This window comes from Paenibacillus sp. J22P15 (assembly GCF_056269345.1).
In genome coordinates this window covers 839549-864175 of the sequence record NZ_JBWDNT010000001.1, presented here as the reverse complement: position 1 = coordinate 864175, position 24627 = coordinate 839549, and the positions used below count along the sequence as shown (strand labels likewise).

Sequence of the window (24627 nt, the reverse complement as noted above, 5' to 3'; positions counted from 1 at the left end):
TATGAGAAGCCTTATTTTCATGTCGATTATTTTCAAATCATTTACTTATTGATATCAAACTTGAACTATTTGTTGCGAAGCATCATCGTCCACAAATCAGAACTTTCATAGCCGAGGCGCCAAGCTCCAATTCCAGCCAAATCGTATGATTTAGCGATGTCTATCCGAGCCTTCACAGTATTCTCGGTTTCGGCCCAGAATAGATAGGTAAAGCCATCTTTGACGTATTTATATTTCATTTGACCAGATTCCGGGTCAAGCTGACCTTGAGCATTTGTATCGGCAATCAGCTTAGGAATTTCCTTCATAAAGATTGCGCGGTTACTGACTAGCTTATTTGAGCTGTCTAGCTTCCACTCCCGTACATAAAACGGGATACCTAACATAAGTTTGTTACGCGGAATTCCATAGCTTAAAAATTGCTTTACACCTTCTTCAACCCATTTCAAACCTGCAACGGAGCCCGGGGTTTCACTGCCTTTCCAATGCTCATCATAAGCCATAATGATAATGGTATCGACGACTTCGGAGAGAGCAGCATGGTCGTATGCCGTCAAATGATTCCAACTTGTACTTCCGCGAGGCAAGTCGATTGATATTTGCATTCCTTTGGCATGTACAGCTTTCGCGAGCGCGGTAACAAAGGAGGTATAGGCTGTTCGATCTGCTCCAGCCACTTCTTCAAAATCAAGATTTACCCCTGCCACGCCAAGCTGAGACAGCTTTGCTGTAAGCGTGCTGATGAATGTTTTCTGAGCGGTGCTGTTCTTTAAAAATTCAGTCGTCATTTTTCTGTTGAACTGGTTATGAACGAGCGGCATCACTTTAATTCCTTGCTCCTTGAATGTGTTTACGACCGCTTGATCTGACGTGTCATTGATTGAACCGTCAGCAGCTGCGAGTTCAAACCAAGTAGGGGAATCAATGGATAATCCTTGCGTATTTGCAACATGACTAATGACGGTCGAACTTGTCGCACTGCCATTCCAGCCCAAATAAATGAGACTTTTCGTATTACTCCAGATTTTGCGACCATCGCTGTTCTGCACGGAGCTGTTCGAATACTTTTTCGCAAAGGCGATTGCACTAGTCTTAGTATTAAATGCTCTTAATTTCTTATCGCCTTGGTAGACAGCTAAATATGGAATACCTGACCAATAGACATTTCCTTTAAAAGTAACCTCAGCATTTGGTGTTTTCTTTGCTAGCAGTACAGCCGCATCCAGACTTAGAGCAGAGCCAACAGTTTTGCCATTTTGTTTAATCAAATAAGCAGGGACATTCGAATGAACAACTTTGTTTGTGGCTGTGTTTAATACCTCACTGCCGGCTATCGCAGCAGAAGCGTTAATGGCATCGAGTAGGAATGAGTATACCTTTGCTTCCTGTGCAGGCAGGCCATCTACTGTGATTTGGTAGACAGGTGCTGCTGCACGCTGCGCTTTAATTTGAGCTGCGGTCAAATTTCCCCATACCCACTTGTTTGTGGACTGATCCATGATATGAGCGTTACCCCATTTTTTCGCTTCCTGTTTTGCGTCAGCAAGTGTAGGGAAGGACCAACTCTCGCGAGTGTTATCACCCTGATAAAGCTTGAATTTTGAAAAGGATTGATATTTCCAGCCGATGTTCTCCAGATCACGAATATGTACATTCGTCAGTTTCTTAGCAACGGATAACGCTTTATCATAATTGCTAAATTCCCATTTCGGGTTGGTGATACCATTCTGATAAACTTTGTAGCGAGGGAAATTGTCCCATACCCAAGCACGGTCTGATATCTTCTCGACATGGCTGTATCCGAACTTTCCGGCATAAGATATTGCTTGTGATTCTGTTGCAAATTCGCGCAATGCCTTATCATTCTGATAAACGCGATATTTCGTCATTTGATTTGTTGCAGCATCTGCAATACCAGCCGCAGCGGTCATGATCGTTTGGCAAAATAATAGCAGAAGCAGGGCGGTGCTCACTTTTCTTCTCATAAAATTTTCAATAACACTCCTCTCTAGTCTTATGATTAGACGCAGAGGGAGCCCGGATGTTGCTGGAAATCTATTAATATTTCTCTAGTAATTATTGGGAGGGTAATTTTACGGCAAAAAAAAAGCATCCGCCGAATGCTTATCAATAAGATAAGGCATGCTGCTGAATGCTTTCTTTCTATGAATCGGTAATATCTGCCCAAAAATCTTCATCAGCATCTAACGTAATGTTTGAGCGGAATACGCGCCGATTATATTGTTTAAACATATATTGCTCGATGGCCTCTAGGATATTAGCTTCAATGATATATTGGCTGCGGCCTTTAACCCAAACCTCGGCCGTATAACCATACTCTTCTTCCCAAGAGAGCTGCACTTCCACGTCGGTAGGGTTAACTCCCCTTCGATCGGCCATGTGAAGGCAGATAGCGTTTATAATTTCATCCGTATATATACGCACGATTAGTAAGGTCTCCGTTGATCTGGCTTGTTACGCTTACTGCGAAGATAAACGAACGCTACGCGGATCAGCATAATAATGGCGAAGATAGCCAGTAGATTGATCATAAGACCAAGAATATTACCGAACGCGCCCATGCCAGCGAACAAGCCGCCGAACATCAAGCCTGCTAACCCGCCGATCATTAGGCCTTTCATCAAACTTCCGCCGCTAAAGAATCCAGGTTTTTTAGCACCTGCAGTAGCACCAGCGGTCTTGCCTGGGTTTGATTGATTAACATTATCCGATTTCTTAGGGTTTTGCGTAACGCTTTGTTTCGGAGATTTCATACCGCCTCTTGGTTTTGCATCGGCATACTGACCGAAACCTAATGTGAAGAATAGTGCGAATGCCAGCATGACCATGAATCCCTTTTTCATCTGTCTGTTCTCCTCCTGATATCTTTAATACATTCAATATTAACATCATAAAATACGGCTTATAGTGACGATGGTTTCATTTTTTATTTAGGATAGGTTTAAATGTATGAAAGTATAACTGACATATGATAATATTTTAATAATATTTATTTGATAAACTTGTCAGGAGCAAGTAGTTTGGAGGTACAAATGAATTCTTTTCCAAAAGCTTATATAGCTTATTTAGTGGAGTTTCATGCATCGAGAGACTATTTTGAATGTCATGAGCTTCTTGAGGAATACTGGAAAGAGCACACGGGAGATCGATTTGCAGACACATGGGTAGGACTGATTCAGTTAGCGGTCAGTCTTTATCACGAGCGTAGAGGTAATGTTCGCGGTGCGGCAAAGATGCTTACTCAAGCCGTTCGGAGATTATCTACAGCTCCACTCGAAGAGTTAGGTATAGATAAGCACAGTTTGCAGGAGCAATTGATTGCGAGACTGGCGTCTTTGCAGGCAGAGGAAATATCGAGCTACACCGACATTAATATGCTATTCATCAATGACGAAGTCGTTAATTTGTGCATGCAACTCTGTGAGCAAAAGGGGTTAACTTGGGGAGCGAAAAGTCCACTTGATGATGAATCTATCATACACAGACATACGAAACGAGACAGATCCGATGTGATAGCGGCAAGACAAGCGGCTTATGCAGCAAAAAAACAGGAACGTAACGACTTTTCCTAAACAACCGTTACGTTCCCGTTTTGTATTTTAAACCTGCGGTACTGCGGCATCTACTAGCTCTAATTCGCCAGTTTCCGAATCGATAATCAATCCATGTACCAGAATGTTGGAAGGAAGCAGCGGATGATTTCGAATGATACTTACGCTGTTAAGTACGCTGTCTCTGACGTTGTCAAAGCCTGTTAACCAACGCATAAGATTAACCCCGGAATGCTTTAAGGTAGTAATCGTTTCGTTGGAAACACCGCGTTCTTCCATATGCTGAATAATATGTTCAGGATTGATTCCTGTCATACCGCAATTGCTGTGACCAATGACAAATACCTCATCTGCTTGAAGCTCGTAAAGTGCGACAAGGATACTTCGCATGATGTTGCCAAATGGCTGAGTAACGATAGCACCAGCGTTTTTGATGATTTTAGCATCACCGTTTTTGAGATTTAGCGCTTTGGGGAGCAATTCAGTTAATCGCGTATCCATGCAAGTGACAATAACCATCCGTTTATTGGGATACTTGCTTGTTGAATATTCCTCGTATTTGCGATTTTGTACAAATTCTTGATTATAGCTTAGAATATCGTCGATTTTATTCATGCTGCTCCTCCATTGCTTAGAAAGCGAAGGTTCAAAGTATAAATTTGACTGTCACTCTTCAGACTAAAGCTATTACGTTCCACGTTGTAATCTACGCGAAGCTGGGGTTCATAATATACTTCATGACGGGGTTCATAATAGTAGGGTAGAGGTTCACCTTGAGCGAGTTTGTCGTCCACTGTGGGGTCACTTATTAATTGTAATGCAGGAACGCCGCTGACAACACAACCGCAGCCGTCCGTATCATGAAGCAGCTTCAGATGATTTTCCCCCGCTTTTAAATAAGGAGATAACCGTTCCACAGCTGCTTCGGAAAATGTAATATGCATATGGTTTCCTCTCTTTCTCTCTATTGCACTGGATGTCTAGCAGGTTTAAGATGATTATAAGGATTGAAATAAGTAAGATCAAGTAAAGATCTAATGAATAATAATCAACTATACAATAATGTAGGAAGGTGGAATATTCATGTCGACAAAAAATACGGAAGCTCTCCAAAATTTTAAAGAAACCATTCGCAAAATATCGAGTTATGAGGAAGCGCTCGGCGTTCTGTACTGGGATTTACGCACGGGTGCACCTCGCAAAGGAATGGATAACCGATCAGAGGTTATCGGAGTCTTATCCGCAGACCATTTTAAACTGGCAACCTCGCCTGAGTTAGGAGAGTGCCTATCTACGCTCGAGAACGGTTCTGTCTTTTCAGATCTCAGCGAAATTGATCAGCGTTTAGTGACGGAGACACGCAAGGAATACAATCGCAGTGTCAAAATACCGCCAAAGCTTTATCAAGAATATGTGGTGTTATCCTCACAATCTGAATCCAAGTGGGAGGAAGCGAAGGAAAATAATGATTATGCCAGCTTCCAGCCATATTTGGAGAAGGTAATTTCTTATACGAATCAATTTATTGATCTTTGGGGCCCAAAAGCGACTAGATATGATACACTCCTTGATCAATATGAGCCTGGTATGACCGTAGCTGAATTGGATGTTGTATTTGGCGGATTGCGTGAGCAGCTCGTCCCGCTTTCAGCAGCAATTGCAAGTTCGCCGCATCAGCCTGATACTTCATTTCTAAAACAAAATTATGATAAATCAGCTCAAAAAGCTTTTAGCTTATACATATTGGAGCAGATGGGGTACAACTTTGAAGCTGGCAGGCTGGATGAGAGTGCTCATCCATTTGCTACAGGTCTTAACCCAGGTGACGTTCGGATTACGACGAGATATTTGGAAGACGATGTAACGAGCGCTTTATTTGGCACGATTCATGAAGGCGGGCATGCGCTGTATGAGCAAAATATTATGGAAGAACTTATCGGCACAACGCTTTGCACCGGCACGTCGATGGGTATCCACGAGTCGCAATCCCGCTTCTGGGAAAATGTAATCGGACGGAGCAGACCTTTCTGGAATCGTTATTTCGGTGAGCTTCAACAACGTTTTCCAGGTCAGCTTGATGTGAGCGTCGATCAATTTTATCGTGGAAATAATGTCGTGCAGCCATCTCTTGTCCGAATTGAAGCGGATGAACTGACCTATAATTTGCACATCATTATTCGTTATGAGATTGAGAAGCTCATTTTCAATGGAGGAGCGAAAGCCGCGGATCTTCCTGCGATTTGGAATGAGAAATACAAAGAGTATTTGGGTGTAACACCGCAAAATGATGCAGAAGGCGTGCTTCAGGACGTACATTGGTCAGGCGGGGCATTCGGTTATTTCCCTTCATATTCTCTCGGCAATATGTACGCAGCTCAGTTTGCGGATACGATGGAGCGTGAATTGCAAGGCTTCTGGAGTCATGTTGAAAAAGGTGATTTGCTGCCGATTAAGCAATGGTTGAGCGAGCGTATCTATAAATACGGTAAGCTGAGAACACCTTCAGAGCTTATTCAGAGCGTGACGGGCAAGCCGCTTGACCCACAGCATTTGGTTGCTTACTTAACGAAAAAATATTCAGATATTTACAAGCTATAGTACGAATACAAGCTTCAACATGATGAGAAGGCTGTCCAATCGTTTATTGACGATATCGGGCAGCCTTCTTTTTTGTGCTTGCATTCACCGCCCATAACAATAGCGCATAGGCTGAAGTACATTTATTAACGCAAATTTGCGCAGAAGGGAATGGGAAAATGAAAAAACGTATTTTATTGACGGTGCTGCTTGCTGTAGCGCTCGTCATGACAAGTGTATTGGCGGGCTGCGGTAAAGGTGATTCAGGGAATGTGAAGGTTCGTATCGGGGAAGTAACTCGTTCCTTATTTTATGCACCGGAGTATGTAGCTGTAGCAAAAGGATTTTTTAAGGACGAAGGTCTTGACGTTGAATTGACGACAACGCCGGGCGGTGACAAAACGATGACCGCATTGCTCTCGAATGTAATTGACGTTGCTTTGGTTGGATCTGAGACGTCTATTTATGTTTATCAGCAGGGTACGGATGATCCGATCATTAACTTTGCCCAGTTGACGCAAACGGACGGCACCTTCCTCGTTGCAAGAGAAGCCGATGCCAGCTTTGATTGGAACAACGTAAAAGGGAAGGTATTCCTCGGGCAAAGAAAAGGCGGAATGCCACAAATGGCCGGCGAATTCGCACTGAAGAAACATGGCATTGATCCGAAAGCAGATTTGGAACTCATTCAGAATGTTGACTTTGCGAATATTCCAGCAGCCTTTGCGTCTGGTACTGGCGATTATGTACAGTTGTTTGAACCGACGGCTTCGATTTTTGAGAAAGAAGGAAAAGGTCACGTGGTTGCTTCTTTCGGCACAGAGAGCGGTCACCTTCCTTATACCGTATTTATGGCGAAGAAAAGCTACATCAACAAAAACAAAAAGACCATTCAATCGTTTACTAATGCAGTTCACAAAGCACAGCTATGGGTAGAGAGCAACACTGCAGAAGCGATTGCTGATGTTGTACTTCCTTATTTTGAGAATGTAGATCGGGATATTTTAATTAGCTCGATCGATCGTTACAAGAAGCAAGGCTCATTCGCTACAGACCCTATCGTTGATGAAGCGGAATGGAATAACCTTCTTGATGTCATTACGAGTGCAGGTGAACTTAAGAAGCGTACGGAGCATAGTGAACTAGTAGATATAAGCTTTGCAAAAAAAGCAATCGAAGAAGTTAAATAACGAACGGCAGAGAATGGAGGCTTAGGCATGACTAAGGTACCTGTGCTTGAGCTGCAGCAATTAACACATGTATATGTGAATGAAAAGGGAGCCTCCCTCGCGGTTGAACAGATAGAGCTGTTAGTCAATCGCGGGGAATTTATCAGCTTGGTCGGTCCCAGCGGCTGCGGCAAGACGACGGTACTTAGTCTGCTAGCCGGCTTGTTTCCGCCGACAAAGGGGCAAGTACTGCTAAATGGTGAGCGGGTTGTGGGGCCATCGCCCAAAGTAGGCTACATGCTGCAGCAAGATTATTTGTTTCCGTGGCGTTCGATAAAGGAAAATGCCGCGATCGGACTTGAAATAAACGGACGGAAATCAGAAGAGGCGCTTCGAACAGTGGAGGAGCTGCTGGATGAGCTTGGATTGCCAGACTCAGGCCGCAAATATCCTCATGAGCTCTCAGGAGGTATGAGGCAGCGTGTTGCACTAGCTAGGACGCTTGCTACTGAACCGGAAGTGCTGCTGCTCGATGAGCCCTTCTCAGCGCTTGATCTGCATATCAAGCTTCAATTGGAGGACTTGGTTCATCAGACGTTGAAGCGGCTGGGTAAAACAGCAGTTCTCGTCACACATGATCTGTCAGAAGCGGCAGCCATGAGTGATCGCGTCATCGTACTGGGCCGTAACCCCGGACATATTCGCTGCGAGGTGGAAATACCGGAAGATATCCGTTTGACATCTCCTATGGCAGCTCGTAAGCTTCCAGGCTTTCAACAATTGTTTGATCGCTTATGGTCAGAGCTTGATGAAGATGACGTGGAGGGAGGCGGGAAGGATGGATGAACGGAGCAGGCTGGAGTTGACGAATCGTGATAGGTCAGACAAAGCAGCCGTTTCCGGTATGCAGGAAGATCGACAGTCATGGATGAGCGATCTTCATACCCGCTTCAATGAACACAAGCGACGAATAACGGCAGCGGTCATCGCAACCCAAGTCGTGCTGCTGCTTCTTTTTATCGGTTTATGGGAAGTAGCAGGTCGTAAGGATTGGATTGATCCTTTGCTATTTAGCTATCCATCCAAAATGTTTCTTCAGCTATGGAAAACGATGGCTGATGGTTCCATCTGGCCGCATGTCGGCATGACTGTAACGGAAACAGTGGTAGGCTTCTTGCTTGGCACGATCCTTGGCACGGTTATCGCTGCATTGCTTTGGTGGTTCCCGTTTCTGTCACGGGTATTCGATCCTTATTTGGTCGTACTCAACAGTATGCCGAAGGTAGCACTTGGTCCAATATTTATCGTGGGACTTGGGCCAGGTTTTATGTCCATCGTGGCAATTACGCTATCGATTACTGTTATTATTACGATTTTGAACATATATAATCGATTTCGTGAAATTGACTCCGGCTATATTAAGGTTGTTAGGCTGTTTGGTGCCTCACGATTACAATTGTTCAAGCTTGTTATTTTGCCGGGTTCCTTTCCAGTCATTATTTCAACCTTAAAGGTAAATGTTGGATTAGCTTGGATCGGTGTAATCGTCGGAGAATTTCTCGTCGCGAAGCTTGGACTAGGATATTTGATTATATATGGATTTCAAGTATTTAACTTCACATTAGTGCTATCAAGCTTAATTGTTATTGCAGTTGTTGCAACGGTTATGTATCAGCTTGTTGCAGCGCTTGAACGAAAGTTGACGTCAGGCTGGCGCGAGCGGTAGGATGTAGAAATAAATCTTACAGCACGCGAGGTAGAACATGGGCATTCGAATTATAAAAACGGCATTAGCAGCCATAGCAGCCATTTATACTGCTGCATATCTAGGATTGGAGCCGCCGCTTGGTGCGGGTATTCTTGCAATACTTGGCGTTGAAGTGACGAGGATGAAGAGCATAAAGAGTGCGTTTGTTCGATTTATCGCCTCTGTGCTCGGACTTTTTTTTGCATCGCTTATTTTTACCTTATTTGGTTTTCACATTTGGGTGGTTGCTGTATTTATACTCATCACGTTCCCTATTTTGTCACGCATTCAACTAAAGGACGGCATCGTTACGAGCTCAGTAATCGTATTTCACCTATTTGACCGGGCGGAAGTGACGACAGACATTATAAGCAATGAAATCTTGCTGCTATTTGCTGGATTGGGATGGGCAACCGTAGTGAATATCATCTATATGCCGAAGGATGAACATCAGCTTAGCTTCTATCGTACAGCGCTTGAGAAAAACTTTGCTGTTATTTTTCAAGAAATGGCGATGACGCTGCGTAACCCAGCGCATATATGGAATGGCGGCGAAATATTAGAAGCCGACAACGCAATTGAAGAAGGAGCACAGCGTTCTGTTCGCAATCGCGAGAACCGGCTTTGGGGCCAAGAGCAGTATTGGTCTACTTATTTTGAGATGAGACGCCAACAGCTTGAATCTATTCAGCAGATGCTCGTTAAGCTGGCATTCGTATATGAGAAGTTTCCTCAAGCGATTATGATTGCAGATCTATTCGATCAATTATCTAGCGATGTGAATTCAGATGTTTATAAGGGCAGTGTTGAAGAGCGATTGCTAGAGCTGTCGCAATTATTTCAAGCGATGGAACTTCCGAAAACGAGGGATGAGTTCGAAGTTCGTGCTTCGCTGCTCATGCTTCTTCGAGAGCTGGAGCGTTATTTAGCCATTGCTAAGCGATTAAAAAAAAGAAAAGTCATGACGTCCCAACTTCGACCATAGAATGTAAAGGGAAAAATTCGTTGCGAGGCAAGCGTAAACGGCTGTGGCGACAATAGGAGACACAGCTTTCGTTTCGCGTAGAAATCCAAGCGTAGTTATAGGGTAGAATCCTATAATATCTTGCATTTCAAGCGTAAACGGCTGTGGCGACATTGGGAGACACAGCTTTCGTTTCGCGTAGAAATCCAAGCGTAGTTATAGGGTAGAAGCCTATAATATCTTGCATTTCAAGCGTAAACGGCTGTGGCTCTATTATGGCACAGTGTACGTTTAGCTGAGAAATATAAGCACCGTTATAAGTGTGAGACTTATGTATTCTTATATATCAAGCGTAACGGCTATTTGAGGCGTCGGGCGGCCCTAGCATACGTTGCGCAAAGATCTATTTGAATCGCTATAAGTATAAAACTTATATAATCTTATATTTCGAGAAAATAAACAGTCACCCTAGACGAATGTCCTGCATACACTTTAAATGAATGATTGTATGGAGGAGGTTAAATCAATGACTATTGCAGATAAACAGCTACAGTACAGAGAAATAATTACCAAGGCTGTCTGCGGCAAAGGTCGTAAGTTTTCCACTGTAACCCATACCGTAACGCCGCCTCATAATCCGACCAGTATTCTGGGAGCATGGATCATTAACCATCAGTATGAAGCGGTACGTTCGGGCGACGGCATTGAGGTAATTGGTACTTACGATATCAACATCTGGTATTCGTACAGCAAAAATTCGCAAACAGACGTAGCTAAGGAATCCGTGCATTACGTCGAGCATGTCAATCTCTCCTATGTAGATCCGAAACATCGGCCGTCTACTGTGGAAGTGTCAGCCGAGGTAGTGCAGGAGCCGAACTGTATCGAAGCCAATATTTCTTCGAACGGCTCGAGTGTCGTGATTCGTGTAGAGCGTGAGTTTTCGGTAGAGCTAGTCGCCGAGACTAAGGTTTGTGTAGCAGTACTTCCAGGCGGTTGCGGCGACCTGGATGGCAAGGATTTGGAATTCAGCCTCGGCGATAATGATTATGAGGATTTGGATCCAGATTTACTGGACGATGAGCTGTAAGCAAGCCGGGAAGCTTTGCTGTCAAGGTATCATATGCTGCGAGAGCAGCAAATTCGAGGGCGAAAGCCCTCTTTTTTTTGGAAATTAATAATATACATTGAATTTAATTTACATACCTCGATTAAAGGCGGGAACGCAATGGCTTCGACGTGGATATGGCGAGGCAGCTATGATCGGATGGAGAGAATTTCAGATGTCGCAAAAGAGCCACATACCGCAGGCGAGCGAAATGGGCAGCCGCTGCATGCGCAGTCATGGACAGCAGTCAAGCCAAGTGATGCAGTGCTCGCATGGTCAGATGCTCGTTCAATAGATTGTAATCGATTTAATGGAGCATGGATTCTGAATGTAAATGGACACATCGCAACGAAGCTGCCCGCTTCTGAAAAGCAGCACATTTGGCGTCGGGCGGGGTTATGCGGCGGTCCCGCAATCCAAAGCGAACGATTGTATCGCATCAGCGTCGTACATTTGGAGCCAGTCGAAATGCAGCGTATCGATGCTTCGGGGAAACCGATGCAGGGTAAGCCGCTGCTTACCGGTGGTTCAGCGGGATGGCCGGATGATCCAGCGCTGCGTAGGGTGGCACGCACCGCCGTAGCAGCGCTTTATTCGCTTGGCCTCGATATTGGCGAGGCCGAGGTGTGGCTTGGCGGGGACGGGCGCACAGCCGTCCATGATGCATGGCCGAAGCTGAGGGATACGAGGCTGGAGGGTGTTGCTTTGAGGCGTTTTGCCGCGTGGCATGCCGCGGCGAGAGCAGAGGCTGTAGAGCGGCAGCTGCTTATAGGCGCCGATCCTGAGTTTGTGCTTGTGACGCCGGCAGGGAAGATTGCGTCGGCGTCGCGGTTTTTTGGAGCTGGCGTCGGCGGCGCAGCCGGTGCCGACGCTGTGCTCGTGGGGCGACGGCTGCTTTATCCCGTCGCCGAGCTGCGGCCCGAGCCGGCCGAGGACCCGGCCGCGCTCGCCGCGAATGTGCGGCGGCTGCTGCTTCGCGCCGCCGATCGCATCAGCGACCCAGCATTGCGCTGGGCCGCTGGAGCTATGCCCGTGCCGGGGCTTGCGCTCGGCGGGCATATCCACCTAAGCGGAGCGCCGCTAACGAGCCGCTTGCTCCACTTGCTGGACAGCTACGCGGCATTTCCGCTTGCTCTTGTAGAGGACCCCGCAGGGCGGGCTCGCCGTCCAAGGTATGGAACACTTGGAGACTTCCGTATGCAGCCGCATGGCGGGTTCGAGTACCGAACGCTGCCGAGCTGGCTGGTATCGCCAGCGGCAGCCAAAGCCTCCTTCGCGTTGGCGCTGCTATGCGCCCGTGAAGAACAAAATCTATCCTACATGCCAGCTCTGGAGGAGCGGTATGTTGAAGCATATTATACCGGCGACCGCGCTGAGCTGGCCGGTTGCTTGGAAGGTATTGCCTCAGCGCTCGCGGCTACAGCAAGCTACCCCGCGCTCGCGTCGTATATCGAGCCGATGTTTGATGCGGTACGGCGTGGAACAACTTGGAATGAAAGTGCCGATATCCGCGTTAAATGGAGGCTGCCATTGAGTTAATTGAAAATAGATCAACTAATAGTTCCACTGTGTTCTTAACGGACCTACAATCCACTATTTATGAAAATTTGATTATAAAATGGATGCTATCGGACTCAGCATCCGTTAATTGATCAAAATTAGGTAATTTGCAGGCACACAAACTCCTATAAAAAAACCGGCCAAAGCATATGCCAATCTTTTCGCTTATGGCGCACATCTGTTCCGCTTGTTATAATGAATATCTAATGTTTACTGCCTGAGCAAGTTGGGATTTTTTTGCTTGCTCATGTAATTAACGATATTAATTAGTTGAGTAACTACGGAGCAGCATGCTGTTAACGTTTTTGAGGAGGATCGGAATGGCTGGATATACTCCAATGATTTTGCAATATCTTGCAATCAAAGAAGAAGCGAAGGACGCTTTTTTATTTTTTCGATTAGGCGATTTTTATGAAATGTTTTTTGATGATGCGATTAACGCATCCCGCGAGCTGGAAATTACGCTTACTGGTCGAGAGGGCGGGGGCGAGCAAAAAATACCGATGTGCGGTGTACCTTTTCATGCCGCTGAGAATTATATTAGCAGACTCGTGGACAAAGGATACAAGGTAGCTATCTGCGAGCAGGTTGAGGACCCTGCAGCGACAAAAGGGGTTGTCCGCCGAGAAATTGTTCGTATCATCACACCAGGCACCGTGATGGAATCGAAGGCGCTTGATGGCAATTCAAATAACTTCATCGCGGCGATCGTTCAATCTCATGGTTTGTTCGGATTGTCTGCATGTGATCTATCGACAGGCGAGCTATATGTTACTTCATTCGCTGAGCATGTTGAAGCATTAATCGATGAAATTAACGTTTACCAGCCATCTGAGCTTGTAGGCGACAGAGAGTTGTTAGATCGGGTTCAAGAAGCAGCTGTATGGAACAAACAGCTGCTTCTTACTGCCCGCGAGCCTATGGCATTGGACAAGCTGACAGAACAGTTTGGCGAGATTGAGCTTGCCAAACTAAGCGGAGCACGGCTGATGGCAGTTAGCGTCCTTACAGGTTATTTGGACGAAACGCAGAAGCGTTCGCTTGGACATGTCCGCTCAATAACGAGCTATGAGCCTAATCAATATATGATTTTGGATCATTATACGAGAAGGAACCTCGAACTAACCGAGACTGTCCGCGATCGCAGCAAGAAGGGCTCACTGTTATGGCTGCTGGATCGCACGCAAACGTCAATGGGCGCTCGTCTGCTTCGTCGCTGGATTGATAAGCCACTATTAAACAGTGCTGCTGTAGAAGCTCGTTTGGACGCGGTAGAGACCTTATACCTTAACTTAATATTGCGAGATGATATACGCTCAGAGCTGCAACCCATCTATGATCTTGAGCGGCTGGTCGGAAGAGTAGCCTTTGGCAGCGCAAACGGACGTGATCTCAATGCGCTTCGCAGTTCGCTTCGTCGTATTCCGCAATTGACTGCTCTTTGTGAACAATCGGGCTCAGAAGTGCTCAAAGCGCTAGTAGAGGGTACGGACAATTGTTCTGATTTGGCTGATCTCATCGAGACGGTGCTGGTCGACGACCCTCCCGTTACGATAAGAGAGGGCGGTCTTATCCGTGCCGGTTACGACGAATATCTAGATCAATTGCGCGAGGCAAGTACGAACGGGAAAAAATGGCTTGCAGAGCTCGAACGTCAAGAACGAGAAGCTACTGGAATTAAAAACTTGAAAATTGGTTATAACCGAATTTTTGGCTATTATTTAGAAGTTTCCAAAGCGAATTTGTCGAGTCTGCCGGAAGGCAGATATGAGCGCAAGCAAACGCTGGCTAATGCTGAGCGATTCGTGACGCCAGAGCTTAAAGAAAAGGAACGGCTCATTCTTGAGGCAGAGGATAAAATGGTCGATTTGGAGCATGAGAGATTTATCGAGCTGCGTGACCATTTGTCACTTCATTTGCACAGATTGCAAAAAGCTGCAGCTATTATTGCAGAGCTGGATGTTTATCAGTCGTTAGCCACAGTAAGTGCGGAGCGTCGTTTTTCTCGTCCGCGCGTGACCGACGGTTATGATTTGCAGATTGAGGAAGGGAAGCACCCTGTCGTTGAAGCGATGATGGATGGCACTCCTTTTATTTCTAATGGTACGGGATTGCACAAGGACGAGCAGTGGATGCTGCTCATTACAGGGCCCAATATGGCCGGCAAAAGCACGTACATGCGCCAAGTCGCTCTTATCTGTATCATGGCTCAAATGGGATGTTTCGTTCCTGCGAAGTCAGCGGTTATTCCGCTCATCGATCGTATATTCACACGGATCGGTGCGGCTGACGATCTAATTGGCGGTCAAAGTACATTTATGGTTGAGATGAAAGACATTCAACTGATGACCGAAAAGGCCACTGTAAACAGCCTAGTCATTATTGATGAGTTAGGACGCGGAACATCTACTGGTGAAGGGATGGCGATCGCACAGGCGGTTATTGAGTATGTACATCATCATATTGGATGTAAAGCGCTTGTATCTACTCATTTCCATGAGCTGGCGCATCTTGAGGAATCGTTGCCTGCTCTCTCAAACGCACGTATGGCTGTTGAGGAAAGCGGCGATAATGTAACGTTTCTTAGAAAATTAATTGCTGGCGCAGCAAGTACTAGTTATGGCATCTATTGTGCTCAATTAGCTGGGCTGCCGCAATCGATTATTGGACGAGCTTATGAGCTGCTTGATGAGACGGACGAGTTTGAAACTCCAAAGCGTGCGACGAGCACTAATGAAGCTGTTCATGGCAACCGTTACACCTACCCGGTTTCACAGGAACCATCTTCAATTACGGAAGAACATACACGTAATGAGACGGTTAAGGAATCTCGCGGAATTGTGCAGCTTTCCATTTTTGATGAGCCTGCAGCAGCTATTGAAGCAGAGCCAGTACGAAAGAAGGCCAATCCGAAAGCAGAGCAGCTGGCAGATCAGTTACGCAAGCTTGATTTGTTCAACTTAACACCTATGCAAGCAATGCAGTGGCTGAATGATATGAAAAGTAAATTAAATGACTAGTTTCGTGAAAGGGGGAACGGCAACGTCATGGGCAAAATAAATATATTAGATGAGCAGCTGGCCAACCAAATCGCCGCGGGAGAAGTGGTTGAACGCCCAGCTTCAGTCGTAAAAGAGCTTGTCGAGAATGCTGTCGATGCGGGCAGCACGACGGTTGATATAATGATTGAAGAAGGCGGCTTAACGCTTATTAAAGTAATAGATAACGGCTACGGGATAGAGGCATCTGATATCGTTACCGCTTTCCAGCGCCATGCGACAAGCAAAATCTCCACAGGGAGCGATCTGTTCCGAATAGCTAGTCTAGGTTTCCGCGGAGAGGCTCTTCCGAGTATTGCCGCGGTTTCGAGACTGCAATGTACTTCTTCGGATACTTCAACAGGTCTTGCCCGCAGGATCGTCATAGAAGGCGGCAAAGTTACGATCGATGAACCGGCAAATGCACCGCAGGGAACGGAAATGACCGTGCGAGATTTATTTTACAATACACCTGCACGACTCAAATATATGAAAGCAATCCAAACGGAGCTTGGGCATATATCTGATTATATCAATCGTATTGCCCTTGCTCATCCCGGTATTGCTTTTACATTCAAACATAACGGAAACGTGCTTTTGCGCACTTTAGGCAGCGGCGATAGATTACAAGTAATTGCAGCTGTATATGGTTCAAATACTGCAAAAGTGATGCTTCCAGTCGAGGCTGAAACGTCTGATTACGAGCTGCGCGGCTACATCTCAAAGTCGGAGCTCACTCGTGCGAATCGAAATGGGATCACCGCAATTGTGAACGGGCGCTACATCCGCAGTCACACAATTAATCAAGCGTTGCTTCAGGCGTATCATACGCTGCTGCCGATTAATCGTTATCCGCTAGCGGTATTAGAGATCGGAATGCATCCAAGCTTGTTGGATGTAAACGTCCATCCCTCTAAGATGGAGGTAAGATTTAGTAAAGAACCAGAGCTTCGTACGATGATTGAGGATGCAGTCAAAGCGGTGCTTGGTCGTCAGCGTCATATACCTGGACCGGAATCAAGCAATAAGCTGGAGCGTTCAAAACCGTTGTTTGTGCAAGATGCAATTTCGTTTCATCGGCCTGAGCCAATGGCGGAATCGTTCAAACCTTATCAACCGGCTGCGCCGAGCAAAGGGGCTTCGTCCTCTTATAAACCGCCGGTCATCGATCGGGAATATGTGCCAAGAAACGCAGCAGAGAAGCTGTATGCACCGCCAGCAGCACCATCTTCGTCTTCGGCCTCGTCGGACATTTTTGCAGTCCGAGAGACTTCTACACAGTGGGGGCAAACACCAGCAAATTTAGCCTCAATGCTTGATGTTAAGCAAGAAGCAGCTGTAACGCAAGAACAGGTAGAGGCACCAGTGTATCATGCTGAACTACAGACTGAGCATGGGATAGAACAACAGCCAGTTATTCAAGCTCCTATAGCTGAGGTGAGAACAGAGGATGATTCTTTGGATGGTCAGCCGTCATTTCCGGAGTTGTACTGGATCGGACAGCATCATGGCACCTATATCGTTGCCCAATCTGAGGATGGTCTATATTTAATTGATCAGCACGCGGCTCATGAGCGAATCAATTATGAATATTTTTTTCAAAAATTCGGAAATCCAGAAGCTGCAAGTCAGCAATTGCTTGTTCCGCTTACTCTAGAATTTACAACAGGAGAAGCAATGCAGCTAAGAGACCTTTTGCCTATGTTTGAGCAAGCAGGAGTAGAGCTGGAGTCCTTTGGCGCACAAACATTTCTCGTTCGTTCTTATCCAGAATGGATGCCTCAGGGTGAGGAGCAAGCCTTACTTGAGGAGATGGCGGAGCTGCTCATACAAGAACGTAAAACTATTGATATCGGCAAGCTGCGCGAGAAAGCAGCCATTATGTGTGCATGCAAAGCATCGATTAAGGCAAATGACCGGATGAATCGTGAAGAAGGCGAGACACTGCTGGCAAGGCTTGCAAATTGCAAGCAGCCTTATACTTGTCCGCATGGACGCCCAATCATTGTCCACCTATCGACCTACCAGCTGGAAAAAATGTTTAAGCGGGTGATGTCGTGATTGTTACTACGACGGCTAAACCGTCAGCAAGGGCTTTGGAGCAAGCTGCAAAACTTTCGGCTGAGCTTGCTTCACCTCTCAAAGTACGAGGGAATTTGACAGTCAATAAGCTGTTAACTTTAAGTGATGACAAGCGTTTGATTGTCGTAACGGAAGAAGAGGTCCGCTATTATGACGGACAATCGGAAACTCCGCTTTATTTTCACCCAAGCATGGCGTTCGTTCGGGTAAAGCGATTGCGGCGAGGTGAAACGGACCCGTTAATTCAGCTTTCCGGCTGTTCGGAAGGTGATCGTGTCATTGATTGTACAGCAGGTCTTGCATCAGATTCACTCGTATTCTCCTATGCCTCAGGACCTACAGGCAGAGTTACAGCGATTGAAAGCGAGCCTGTCTTATGCGCAATTGTTCGGGAGGGGCTAGCAGGTTATCAGACGAGCCTGACTGATGTGAATGAGGCAATGAGACGTATAGAGATGAAATGTATGAATCATATGGAGTATTTAACGGGATTGCCCGATAATAGTGCAGATATCGTATATTTTGATCCAATGTTCAGGAAGCCGATTAATGAATCCAGCTCCATGGAGCCGCTTCGCGGGATCGCCAATATGGACGCTTTGTCGCATGAAGTCATTGATCAAGCGAAGCGGGTCGCAAGGAAATGCGTAGTGCTTAAGGAGCATCAAGCCAGCGGAGAATTTGCAAGACTCGGATTTGAACGACGACATGTGAATACTTCGAAAATTGCATATGGAGTGATACAGCTTTGAATGAAGAAATGAACAATACGCAGCAAGAACAAGAAGGGCAGCCAGTACACAAGCAGCCCTTACTGGTGCTTATTGGCCCAACAGCAGTAGGCAAGACGCGAATGAGCTTAGACATTGCTAAAGCTTGGAATGCTGAGATTATCTCTGGAGATTCTATGCAGGTCTATCGGGGGATGGATATTGGAACAGCCAAAATCGCGCTAGATGAGCGTGAAGGCATACCGCATCACCTAATCGATATATGCGAACCGGATGAAGCGTATTCCGCTGCTGATTTCCAAGCGGGCGCTACTCAAGCGATCTCTGATATAGCAGCACGCGGAAAATTGCCTTTTATCGTCGGTGGCACAGGTTTATATGTGGAATCAGTTTGCTATCAATTTCAGTTCGCAGAAATTGGCTCAGATGCTGCTTTCCGGCTAGAACAAGAAAGTTTTGCTGCCGAATTTGGTGCTGAAGCATTGCATAAACGATTAGCTGCTATTGACCCCCCCGCTGGGGAAAGACTGCATCCTAACGATATGCGGCGAGTCATTCGTGCATTGGAAGTTTTTCATATGACAGGCCAAACCTTTTCCGATCAGCAAGCTGGTCAAACGAAGGTTTCACCTTACGAGCTTTGCATCATCGGTTTGACTATGGACCGCTCTGAGTTGTATCGTAGAATAGAGCAGCGGATAGATGAGATGATGGAGCTAGGTTTAGTAGAAGAGGTGAGGCAGCTAATTGAAAGAGATTTGCCGCCGGCAGCGGTTGCTATGCAGGGGTTAGGGTACAAAGAGATTGCACAATATTTGGATGGAAATTGCTCGCTTGAAGCGGCCGTTGAGCTCCTGAAAAGGGATACGAGAAGGTTTGCCAAACGCCAGCTTTCATGGTTCCGTCATATGAAAGATATTCATTGGATCGATATGGGGGAAAATTTTCACAACAATTTGGAGTCTGTTCATGATATAATAGCAGGAAAGTTTCAAGTTAATCTTGAATATACTTCTAATCAATCTTTTTAAGACGGGGGTAACGTCCAATGAACAAATCGATCAATATTCAAGATACGTTCCTGAATCAGCTTCGCAAAGACAACATACCGGTTACGGTTTTTTTAATGAATGGCTTCCAAATTCGGGGCGTTATTAAAGCGTTCGATAATTTCACAATCATCATCGACAGCGAAGGTCGTCAACAAATGGTATACAAACATGCTATTTCGACGTTCACCCCGCAACGAAATGTTTCACTTATGCAGCAGGATCATAACAATACAGATTAATAGTCTAAAGCACTTTGTGAAACATTATTATAACAAGTCTCGTTTAACTAGATAGCGGCATGCAAGAGCAACCCGCTCCAAATTGGGTTGCTCTTTTCATTTTGTGGCAAAACTAGATTAAACAGACTATAGAACAACAGGAGGGGAGTCGGCTATGGCTGAACGACCACGCAACAAGACTGTAACTAAACAAAAACGGAAAAAGAAAATATCGGGGAAGAAATGGTTTTATGGATTATTTTTTACAGCGGTCATCGCAATCGTATGCGGAATAATAGGCTACTTGTTCATTATTCTGAACGGTGAGCGAATTTTGTCTGAAAACGAAAATAAGCTGGTTTTTGGTGAAGCATCCACCATTTACGATGTAAACGAAAACGAGATAGCAAAATTGTCCGATCCGAAAGAAAATCGTGAAATTGCCGAGTTCGCAGAAATTCCAGAACAAATGCTTAATGCAATTGTTGCAACCGAGGATCAACGATTTTACGAACACTCTGGCATAGATTTCTTTGCTATTGGGCGTGCTGTGGTTAAAGACGTTATCGCTCGCAGTGCTGTAGAAGGCGGGAGTACGATTACGCAGCAGCTTGCGAAAAACGTTTTTTTAACAGCAGACAAAACATTTTTCCGAAAAGCAACGGAAGCATCAATCGCAGTTGCGCTAGAGCATAAAATGTCCAAGCAGCAAATTCTGACGATGTATCTTAACCGTATTTATTTCGGCAAAGGCGTATCAGGTGTTAAAGAAGCTGCACAATTTTACTTTGATACCGAGCTTGAAAAGCTGGAACTTTGGCAAATTGCAACAATAGCAGCTATGCCGAAGGCGCCAAACCGCTACAATCCAATTAATCATCCCGAAGATTCTAAAAATCGGAGAGCGGTTGTTCTAAGGCTTATGAATGAACAAGGATACATTACCGCAGCAGAAATGGAAGAAGCGAAAGCGGTCGATTACGAAATTCCTGAGAATCATGTGGAAAGAAACACGGAGAAGTATCCTGCATTTATTGACTATGTGGTTGAAGAAGCGATGGAGAAAACCGGCAAATCAGAGGAAGAGCTCCGCATTGGAGGCTACCGAATCTATACGTCACTTAATCCTCAAGCACAGGATGCGATGGATACACAGTTTAACAATGACGATAACTTTGAGAGCAGTGAAGATGAAAATATAGCACAAGGTGCTATGATTATTATCGATCATCGTGACGGTACGATCCAAGCGCTATCTGGCGGACGGGATTATGTGAAAAAGGGGCTTAACCGCGTTGAGGTTGCGAGACAGCCTGGATCAGCGTTCAAGCCGATTATCGCCTATGGACCAGCGCTGGAATCAGGCAAATACTATCCGTGGACCGTACTTGCGAATGACAAGAAATGTTACGGCAGCTATTGCCCGACTGATAGATGGGGAGCAACGCCAGTTACAATGACGCAAGCAATTAAAGATTCGCGAAATCTCGCAGCAGTCTGGATGCTGAATCAGGTTGGATTGAAGGAAGGGTTTGCTTTTTCAAGTAAGCTCGGGATTGAGCTTGAGAAGGATGATCGCAACTTAACAGCTGCACTGGGCGGTTTGTCAAAAGGCGCAACTCCTATGCAAATGGCAACAGCGTTTAGCGTGTTTGCAAACGGCGGGAAGTCCGTAGATACTCATGCAGTATTGAAAATTGAAGGTAAAAATAACAACAAGTTCTACGAATATAAAGCACCAGCTTCCAAGCAGTTGATGTCCGCAAGTACCGCTTATTATTTGACTGAAATGATGCAAACGGTCGTTGAAAGAGGCGGTACCGGTACTAGAGCGGCAATTGATCGTCCTTTGGCAGGAAAAACGGGCACAACTCAGCATGGTATTCCAGGCTACAAAGGCAAAGGAATTCGTGATGCTTGGTTCGTAGGTTATACGCCGGAGTGGACAGCATCCGTATGGATGGGATACGATAAGACAGATAAACAACATGTCTTGCATTCTGGCAGCAGCCAGGCGGCTTCAATGTTCTCGAAGGTCATGAGGGCCGCAATGAAGGATGTACCGAAGTCGAGCTTTAAAAAACCGCAAGGCATTAAAGAGAATAAACCGCCGGCAACAATAACGAATTTTAATGCGGCTTTTCTACCGGAAGAAATGAAGGTTTCATTGTCTTGGGATCCGTATAAGGATGGGAAGGTCACTTATCAAGTTTACCGCAAAGAAGCTTCGGAAAGTAAATTCACTCTATTCGTCGATTCTATTGATACTACGGTTGATGATATGAGTGTATTCCCGGGAATGACCTATGAATATTATGTCGTTGCTTATAATGCGGAGGAGGATTTGGAAAGCGCGCCATCTAATAAGAGTAAAGTTGTTATTCCCGAAACGGAAATAATACCTGACATTCCTATGGAGCCAAATCCTGATGAACCAGACGGCGGTGAGGTCACTCCTCCAATCGACGGTGGCGGCGAAGAGCCTACACCTACTCCAGATGATGGTATTGAGCCAGAACCTACGGAGGAACCTGGATCAGGGAACGGGACGGGCGAGCCAAGTCCGACCCCTACACCAAACACAGGTATGAACAACAACAGCAACAATGCTTTAGGAAATCCTGAAACCGGCGGCAATACGTAAGGAACGGGTGGTTACTAATGGCAGTTAGAAAAAGAGCCCCATTCTTATATCTGATCATTGTTGTCGCAGCAGTATTGTTTGTTGCAGGCTGCGGCAAGAATGATTCAGGTTTAGCAAACGGGGATCGTGCGGCAGCTTCGGCCAAACAGATGAGCTGGGATAAAATGCCGGACATGCAAATTGATCTTGATAAGTCGTACGCAGCAAAGTTCCAGACGACTAAAGGTGATTTTACAGTCAAGCTGTTCACAGAAGAAGCGCCGGTAACGGTAAATAATTTCGTTTTCCTTGCTCGAGAAGGCTTTTATGAAGGATTGACCTTTCATCGCATTATTGAGTCCTTTATGGTTCAAAGTGGAGATCCGAAAGGTGACGGCTTTGGAACACCTGGATATTCCATTCCAGATGAGCTTAGTACGGAAATGAAATATGAAGAGGGCATAGTTGCGATGGCTAATGCGAGCAAGCCCAATTCGGGAGGCAGTCAGTTTTTTATTTGCACAGGACCTGATGCTGCAAATTTAAACCGCGAGCCTAATTATTCAATCTTCGGTAAGATTGAGAGCGGCATGGACGTTGTCCGAGCTATTTCAAAGACGCCCATAAAAAACAACTTGCCCGCCGAGGACATTATCATCACTGGAATCGAAATCGTGGAGCAATAAAGTGGAATACCGCCATTCGTGGCGGTATTCTTTTTATTTTTATGCGAAGAGCTTGGTTTATTTTGTTTGTCGGCTGGAGATGGACGTTAAGATATGGTAATCTTTTTTATATAGGTAAATGTCAACTGTCGCTGGTCGCAAAGTGTTCGCTGTATAATCAAAGCCAAGAAGAGCTGAGCAGTTCGCTTGCGAGCTTTTCCCAAATGAACGGAAAGGTACGTTCCGTATGAAGAGAAAATTTTCAGACCGGGCTAACTGGCGGCGTATCTTGCGCAAAAGCTATTCGTGCTTAGCGCTAGATGGTGAGGAGTTCAAAGGTCTCGTAACGTTTTATCGGATTCATGAATTGCGTGAGCCTTTATGGAAGGAATATAACGGACGCAGATTATGCTTGGCCGATCGCGGGTACTTATGGATGCAGCATTTCCCAAGAGGCGAGCATTTTGTCGTAACGACGATGTTTGACGATAAGGGACGCGTCGTGCAATGGTATATTGATGTGTGCAAAACGCAAGGTTTAACCGATCAGCAGGTGCCTTGGTTCGATGATTTATATTTGGATGTTGTGGTGCTTCCTAGCGGGGAAGTGTTCCTTATGGATGAGGATGAGCTGGAGGATGCCTTAAGACAAGGTGATGTGAATAACAGGGACGTGGCTTTGGCCCGCAAAACAGCAGGGAAATTGCTCTCCAGCATTCGTAATGGAAGATTCCGCTATTTTACACTCAGTTTAAAACATCGGAAGAGCTTGATTGAGCGAACTGGCGAATTGAGCGAATCATGAGAAAGGCAACAGGTTCTAGGAGCGGCTCACGCAAACGATCAAGGAAAAGGCGTCCGTGGCTGCTCTTGTTTCGTGTTGTTGCCTGGATCGTATGTGCAGGCGTGTTCTGGTGCGGATATTTATTATGGTTAATTAATGGGTTTGATACGAATAAGCCGCTTGTACAAGCAGATGCTGGTATCGTGCTTGGCGCAGCATTGTGGAATGATGTGCCAAGTCCAGCCCTTAAGGAACGATTGGATTATGCATGGCAATTGTTCGAGGCTGGTACGGTGGACAAGCTTATTTTGTCCGGCGGATTGGATGCTAATGGCTCAGTGAAGACGGAAGCTGAAGGTATGCGGGACTATCTAATTGCAAAAGGTATTTCAGCTGACAAGCTGTTACTAGAAAATAAAGCGACTAGCACTTACGAAAACTTAGATTATAGCAAGACGATAGCTGAGCAGAATGGTCTGACCACACTTATTGTCATTACACATGATTATCATGCTGCCAGATCAAAGGAGATCGCGAAAAAGCTTGGTTTTACGCAGTTTCAAGTAGCTGCGACAAAGTCGAAAGTGCTTAATCCAGTTTATAATGAGTCGCGTGAAGTACTTGCTTTCACGAAATGGAAGCTCGACTCTTTGCTTCTTAGTCTCGGAATGAGTCCTTCTGATTCGAAGCTGTAAATCTGCTAATATGCTGCTGCAAAGTAGAATAAACTTGTAGTG

22 protein-coding genes are annotated in these 24627 nt (G+C 45.6%); 17 read left to right on the top strand and 5 right to left on the bottom strand.

Annotated features, from left to right (window positions below):
- Positions 1–65: 65 nt before the first annotated feature.
- The 3 genes from AC0YN6_RS04035 to AC0YN6_RS04025 form a co-directional block, all read right to left on the bottom strand.
- Positions 66–1973, bottom strand: a complete 1908-nt coding sequence (locus AC0YN6_RS04035; RefSeq protein ID WP_475745321.1) for a glycosyl hydrolase family 18 protein — start codon at positions 1971–1973, stop codon at positions 66–68.
- A gap of 190 nt (positions 1974–2163) precedes the next feature.
- Positions 2164–2445, bottom strand: a complete 282-nt coding sequence (locus AC0YN6_RS04030) for a YxcD family protein (RefSeq protein ID WP_475745319.1) — start codon at positions 2443–2445, stop codon at positions 2164–2166.
- A 2-nt stretch (positions 2446–2447) separates the two neighbouring features.
- Positions 2448–2864, bottom strand: a complete 417-nt coding sequence (locus AC0YN6_RS04025) for a hypothetical protein (RefSeq protein WP_475745317.1) — start codon at positions 2862–2864, stop codon at positions 2448–2450.
- A gap of 189 nt (positions 2865–3053) precedes the next feature.
- Here AC0YN6_RS04025 and AC0YN6_RS04020 point away from each other — a divergent pair, with 189 nt between their 5' ends.
- Entirely contained in the window at positions 3054–3593 is a 540-nt protein-coding gene (locus tag AC0YN6_RS04020) for a DUF309 domain-containing protein (RefSeq protein ID WP_475745316.1), read from the top strand.
- 27 nt (positions 3594–3620) lie between these two features.
- Here AC0YN6_RS04020 and AC0YN6_RS04015 read toward each other — a convergent pair whose 3' ends face one another.
- A complete protein-coding gene (locus tag AC0YN6_RS04015; RefSeq protein ID WP_475745314.1) occupies positions 3621–4187 on the bottom strand; it encodes a beta-class carbonic anhydrase in 567 nt (188 codons plus the stop codon).
- A complete protein-coding gene (locus tag AC0YN6_RS04010) occupies positions 4184–4516 on the bottom strand; it encodes an iron-sulfur cluster biosynthesis family protein (protein ID WP_475745312.1) in 333 nt (110 codons plus the stop codon). The genes AC0YN6_RS04015 and AC0YN6_RS04010 overlap by 4 nt, the downstream gene beginning before the upstream one ends.
- A gap of 139 nt (positions 4517–4655) precedes the next feature.
- Here AC0YN6_RS04010 and AC0YN6_RS04005 point away from each other — a divergent pair, with 139 nt between their 5' ends.
- The 16 genes from AC0YN6_RS04005 to AC0YN6_RS03930 all read left to right on the top strand — a co-directional run bounded on the left by AC0YN6_RS04005 (position 4656) and on the right by AC0YN6_RS03930 (position 24585).
- Entirely contained in the window at positions 4656–6170 is a 1515-nt protein-coding gene (locus AC0YN6_RS04005; RefSeq protein WP_475745310.1) for a carboxypeptidase M32, read from the top strand.
- Positions 6171–6328: 158 nt separating this feature from the next.
- Positions 6329–7339: an ABC transporter substrate-binding protein gene (locus tag AC0YN6_RS04000; RefSeq protein ID WP_475745308.1), complete on the top strand. Its 1011-nt coding sequence runs from the start codon at positions 6329–6331 to the stop codon at positions 7337–7339.
- A 27-nt stretch (positions 7340–7366) separates the two neighbouring features.
- Positions 7367–8164 (top strand): ABC transporter ATP-binding protein, encoded by a 798-nt coding sequence (locus tag AC0YN6_RS03995; RefSeq protein WP_475745307.1) that lies wholly within the window; start codon positions 7367–7369, stop codon positions 8162–8164.
- Entirely contained in the window at positions 8157–9044 is an 888-nt protein-coding gene (locus AC0YN6_RS03990) for an ABC transporter permease (protein WP_475745306.1), read from the top strand. Before AC0YN6_RS03995 ends, AC0YN6_RS03990 begins: the two co-directional genes overlap by 8 nt.
- A gap of 37 nt (positions 9045–9081) precedes the next feature.
- Positions 9082–10050 (top strand): aromatic acid exporter family protein, encoded by a 969-nt coding sequence (locus tag AC0YN6_RS03985; protein WP_475745304.1) that lies wholly within the window; start codon positions 9082–9084, stop codon positions 10048–10050.
- Positions 10051–10555: 505 nt separating this feature from the next.
- Positions 10556–11119: an outer spore coat protein CotE gene (locus AC0YN6_RS03980; RefSeq protein WP_475745303.1), complete on the top strand. Its 564-nt coding sequence runs from the start codon at positions 10556–10558 to the stop codon at positions 11117–11119.
- Between the two features lie 138 nt (positions 11120–11257).
- Positions 11258–12676 (top strand): putative amidoligase domain-containing protein, encoded by a 1419-nt coding sequence (locus AC0YN6_RS03975; protein ID WP_475745301.1) that lies wholly within the window; start codon positions 11258–11260, stop codon positions 12674–12676.
- A 341-nt stretch (positions 12677–13017) separates the two neighbouring features.
- Positions 13018–15717: a DNA mismatch repair protein MutS gene (mutS, locus tag AC0YN6_RS03970; RefSeq protein ID WP_475745300.1), complete on the top strand. Its 2700-nt coding sequence runs from the start codon at positions 13018–13020 to the stop codon at positions 15715–15717.
- A gap of 27 nt (positions 15718–15744) precedes the next feature.
- On the top strand, positions 15745–17796 hold the full coding sequence (gene mutL, locus AC0YN6_RS03965; RefSeq protein ID WP_475745298.1) for a DNA mismatch repair endonuclease MutL: 2052 nt from the start codon (positions 15745–15747) through the stop codon (positions 17794–17796).
- Positions 17793–18569: a class I SAM-dependent methyltransferase gene (locus tag AC0YN6_RS03960; RefSeq protein ID WP_475745297.1), complete on the top strand. Its 777-nt coding sequence runs from the start codon at positions 17793–17795 to the stop codon at positions 18567–18569. The genes mutL and AC0YN6_RS03960 overlap by 4 nt, the downstream gene beginning before the upstream one ends.
- Before the next feature lie 8 nt (positions 18570–18577).
- Positions 18578–19579: a tRNA (adenosine(37)-N6)-dimethylallyltransferase MiaA gene (gene miaA / locus AC0YN6_RS03955; protein ID WP_475745526.1), complete on the top strand. Its 1002-nt coding sequence runs from the start codon at positions 18578–18580 to the stop codon at positions 19577–19579.
- A gap of 17 nt (positions 19580–19596) precedes the next feature.
- Positions 19597–19839 carry an RNA chaperone Hfq gene (gene hfq, locus AC0YN6_RS03950; RefSeq protein ID WP_475745295.1) on the top strand — a complete coding sequence of 81 codons (243 nt, stop codon included), beginning with the start codon at positions 19597–19599 and terminating at the stop codon, positions 19837–19839.
- Between the two features lie 154 nt (positions 19840–19993).
- Positions 19994–22462, top strand: coding sequence for a transglycosylase domain-containing protein (locus tag AC0YN6_RS03945; protein ID WP_475745293.1), 2469 nt, complete (start codon positions 19994–19996; stop codon positions 22460–22462).
- Positions 22463–22479: 17 nt separating this feature from the next.
- Positions 22480–23127, top strand: a complete 648-nt coding sequence (locus tag AC0YN6_RS03940) for a peptidylprolyl isomerase (RefSeq protein WP_475745291.1) — start codon at positions 22480–22482, stop codon at positions 23125–23127.
- 226 nt (positions 23128–23353) lie between these two features.
- Positions 23354–23911 carry a ribonuclease FAU-1 family protein gene (locus tag AC0YN6_RS03935; RefSeq protein ID WP_475745289.1) on the top strand — a complete coding sequence of 186 codons (558 nt, stop codon included), beginning with the start codon at positions 23354–23356 and terminating at the stop codon, positions 23909–23911.
- Entirely contained in the window at positions 23908–24585 is a 678-nt protein-coding gene (locus AC0YN6_RS03930) for a YdcF family protein (protein ID WP_475745288.1), read from the top strand. Before AC0YN6_RS03935 ends, AC0YN6_RS03930 begins: the two co-directional genes overlap by 4 nt.
- Positions 24586–24627: the final 42 nt, after the last annotated feature.

Excerpts from the sequence above, each read along its gene's own strand:
- AC0YN6_RS03975 (WP_475745301.1), top strand. The coding sequence starts at position 11,258 with ATGGCTTCGACGTGGATATGGCGAGGCAGCTATGATCGGATGGAGAGA.
- AC0YN6_RS03930 (WP_475745288.1), top strand. The coding sequence starts at position 23,908 with ATGAGAAAGGCAACAGGTTCTAGGAGCGGCTCACGCAAACGATCAAGG.
- AC0YN6_RS04000 (WP_475745308.1), top strand. The coding sequence starts at position 6,329 with ATGAAAAAACGTATTTTATTGACGGTGCTGCTTGCTGTAGCGCTCGTC.
- AC0YN6_RS04005 (WP_475745310.1), top strand. The coding sequence starts at position 4,656 with ATGTCGACAAAAAATACGGAAGCTCTCCAAAATTTTAAAGAAACCATT.
- hfq (WP_475745295.1), top strand. The coding sequence starts at position 19,597 with ATGAACAAATCGATCAATATTCAAGATACGTTCCTGAATCAGCTTCGC.
- AC0YN6_RS04025 (WP_475745317.1), bottom strand. The coding sequence starts at position 2,864 with ATGAAAAAGGGATTCATGGTCATGCTGGCATTCGCACTATTCTTCACA.
- AC0YN6_RS03935 (WP_475745289.1), top strand. The coding sequence starts at position 23,354 with ATGAAGAGAAAATTTTCAGACCGGGCTAACTGGCGGCGTATCTTGCGC.
- AC0YN6_RS03985 (WP_475745304.1), top strand. The coding sequence starts at position 9,082 with ATGGGCATTCGAATTATAAAAACGGCATTAGCAGCCATAGCAGCCATT.
- AC0YN6_RS04015 (WP_475745314.1), bottom strand. The coding sequence starts at position 4,187 with ATGAATAAAATCGACGATATTCTAAGCTATAATCAAGAATTTGTACAA.
- AC0YN6_RS03980 (WP_475745303.1), top strand. The coding sequence starts at position 10,556 with ATGACTATTGCAGATAAACAGCTACAGTACAGAGAAATAATTACCAAG.
- AC0YN6_RS03995 (WP_475745307.1), top strand. The coding sequence starts at position 7,367 with ATGACTAAGGTACCTGTGCTTGAGCTGCAGCAATTAACACATGTATAT.
- mutL (WP_475745298.1), top strand. The coding sequence starts at position 15,745 with ATGGGCAAAATAAATATATTAGATGAGCAGCTGGCCAACCAAATCGCC.
- AC0YN6_RS03990 (WP_475745306.1), top strand. The coding sequence starts at position 8,157 with ATGGATGAACGGAGCAGGCTGGAGTTGACGAATCGTGATAGGTCAGAC.
- AC0YN6_RS03940 (WP_475745291.1), top strand. The coding sequence starts at position 22,480 with ATGGCAGTTAGAAAAAGAGCCCCATTCTTATATCTGATCATTGTTGTC.
- miaA (WP_475745526.1), top strand. The coding sequence starts at position 18,578 with ATGAACAATACGCAGCAAGAACAAGAAGGGCAGCCAGTACACAAGCAG.
- AC0YN6_RS03945 (WP_475745293.1), top strand. The coding sequence starts at position 19,994 with ATGGCTGAACGACCACGCAACAAGACTGTAACTAAACAAAAACGGAAA.
- mutS (WP_475745300.1), top strand. The coding sequence starts at position 13,018 with ATGGCTGGATATACTCCAATGATTTTGCAATATCTTGCAATCAAAGAA.
- AC0YN6_RS04020 (WP_475745316.1), top strand. The coding sequence starts at position 3,054 with ATGAATTCTTTTCCAAAAGCTTATATAGCTTATTTAGTGGAGTTTCAT.
- AC0YN6_RS04010 (WP_475745312.1), bottom strand. The coding sequence starts at position 4,516 with ATGCATATTACATTTTCCGAAGCAGCTGTGGAACGGTTATCTCCTTAT.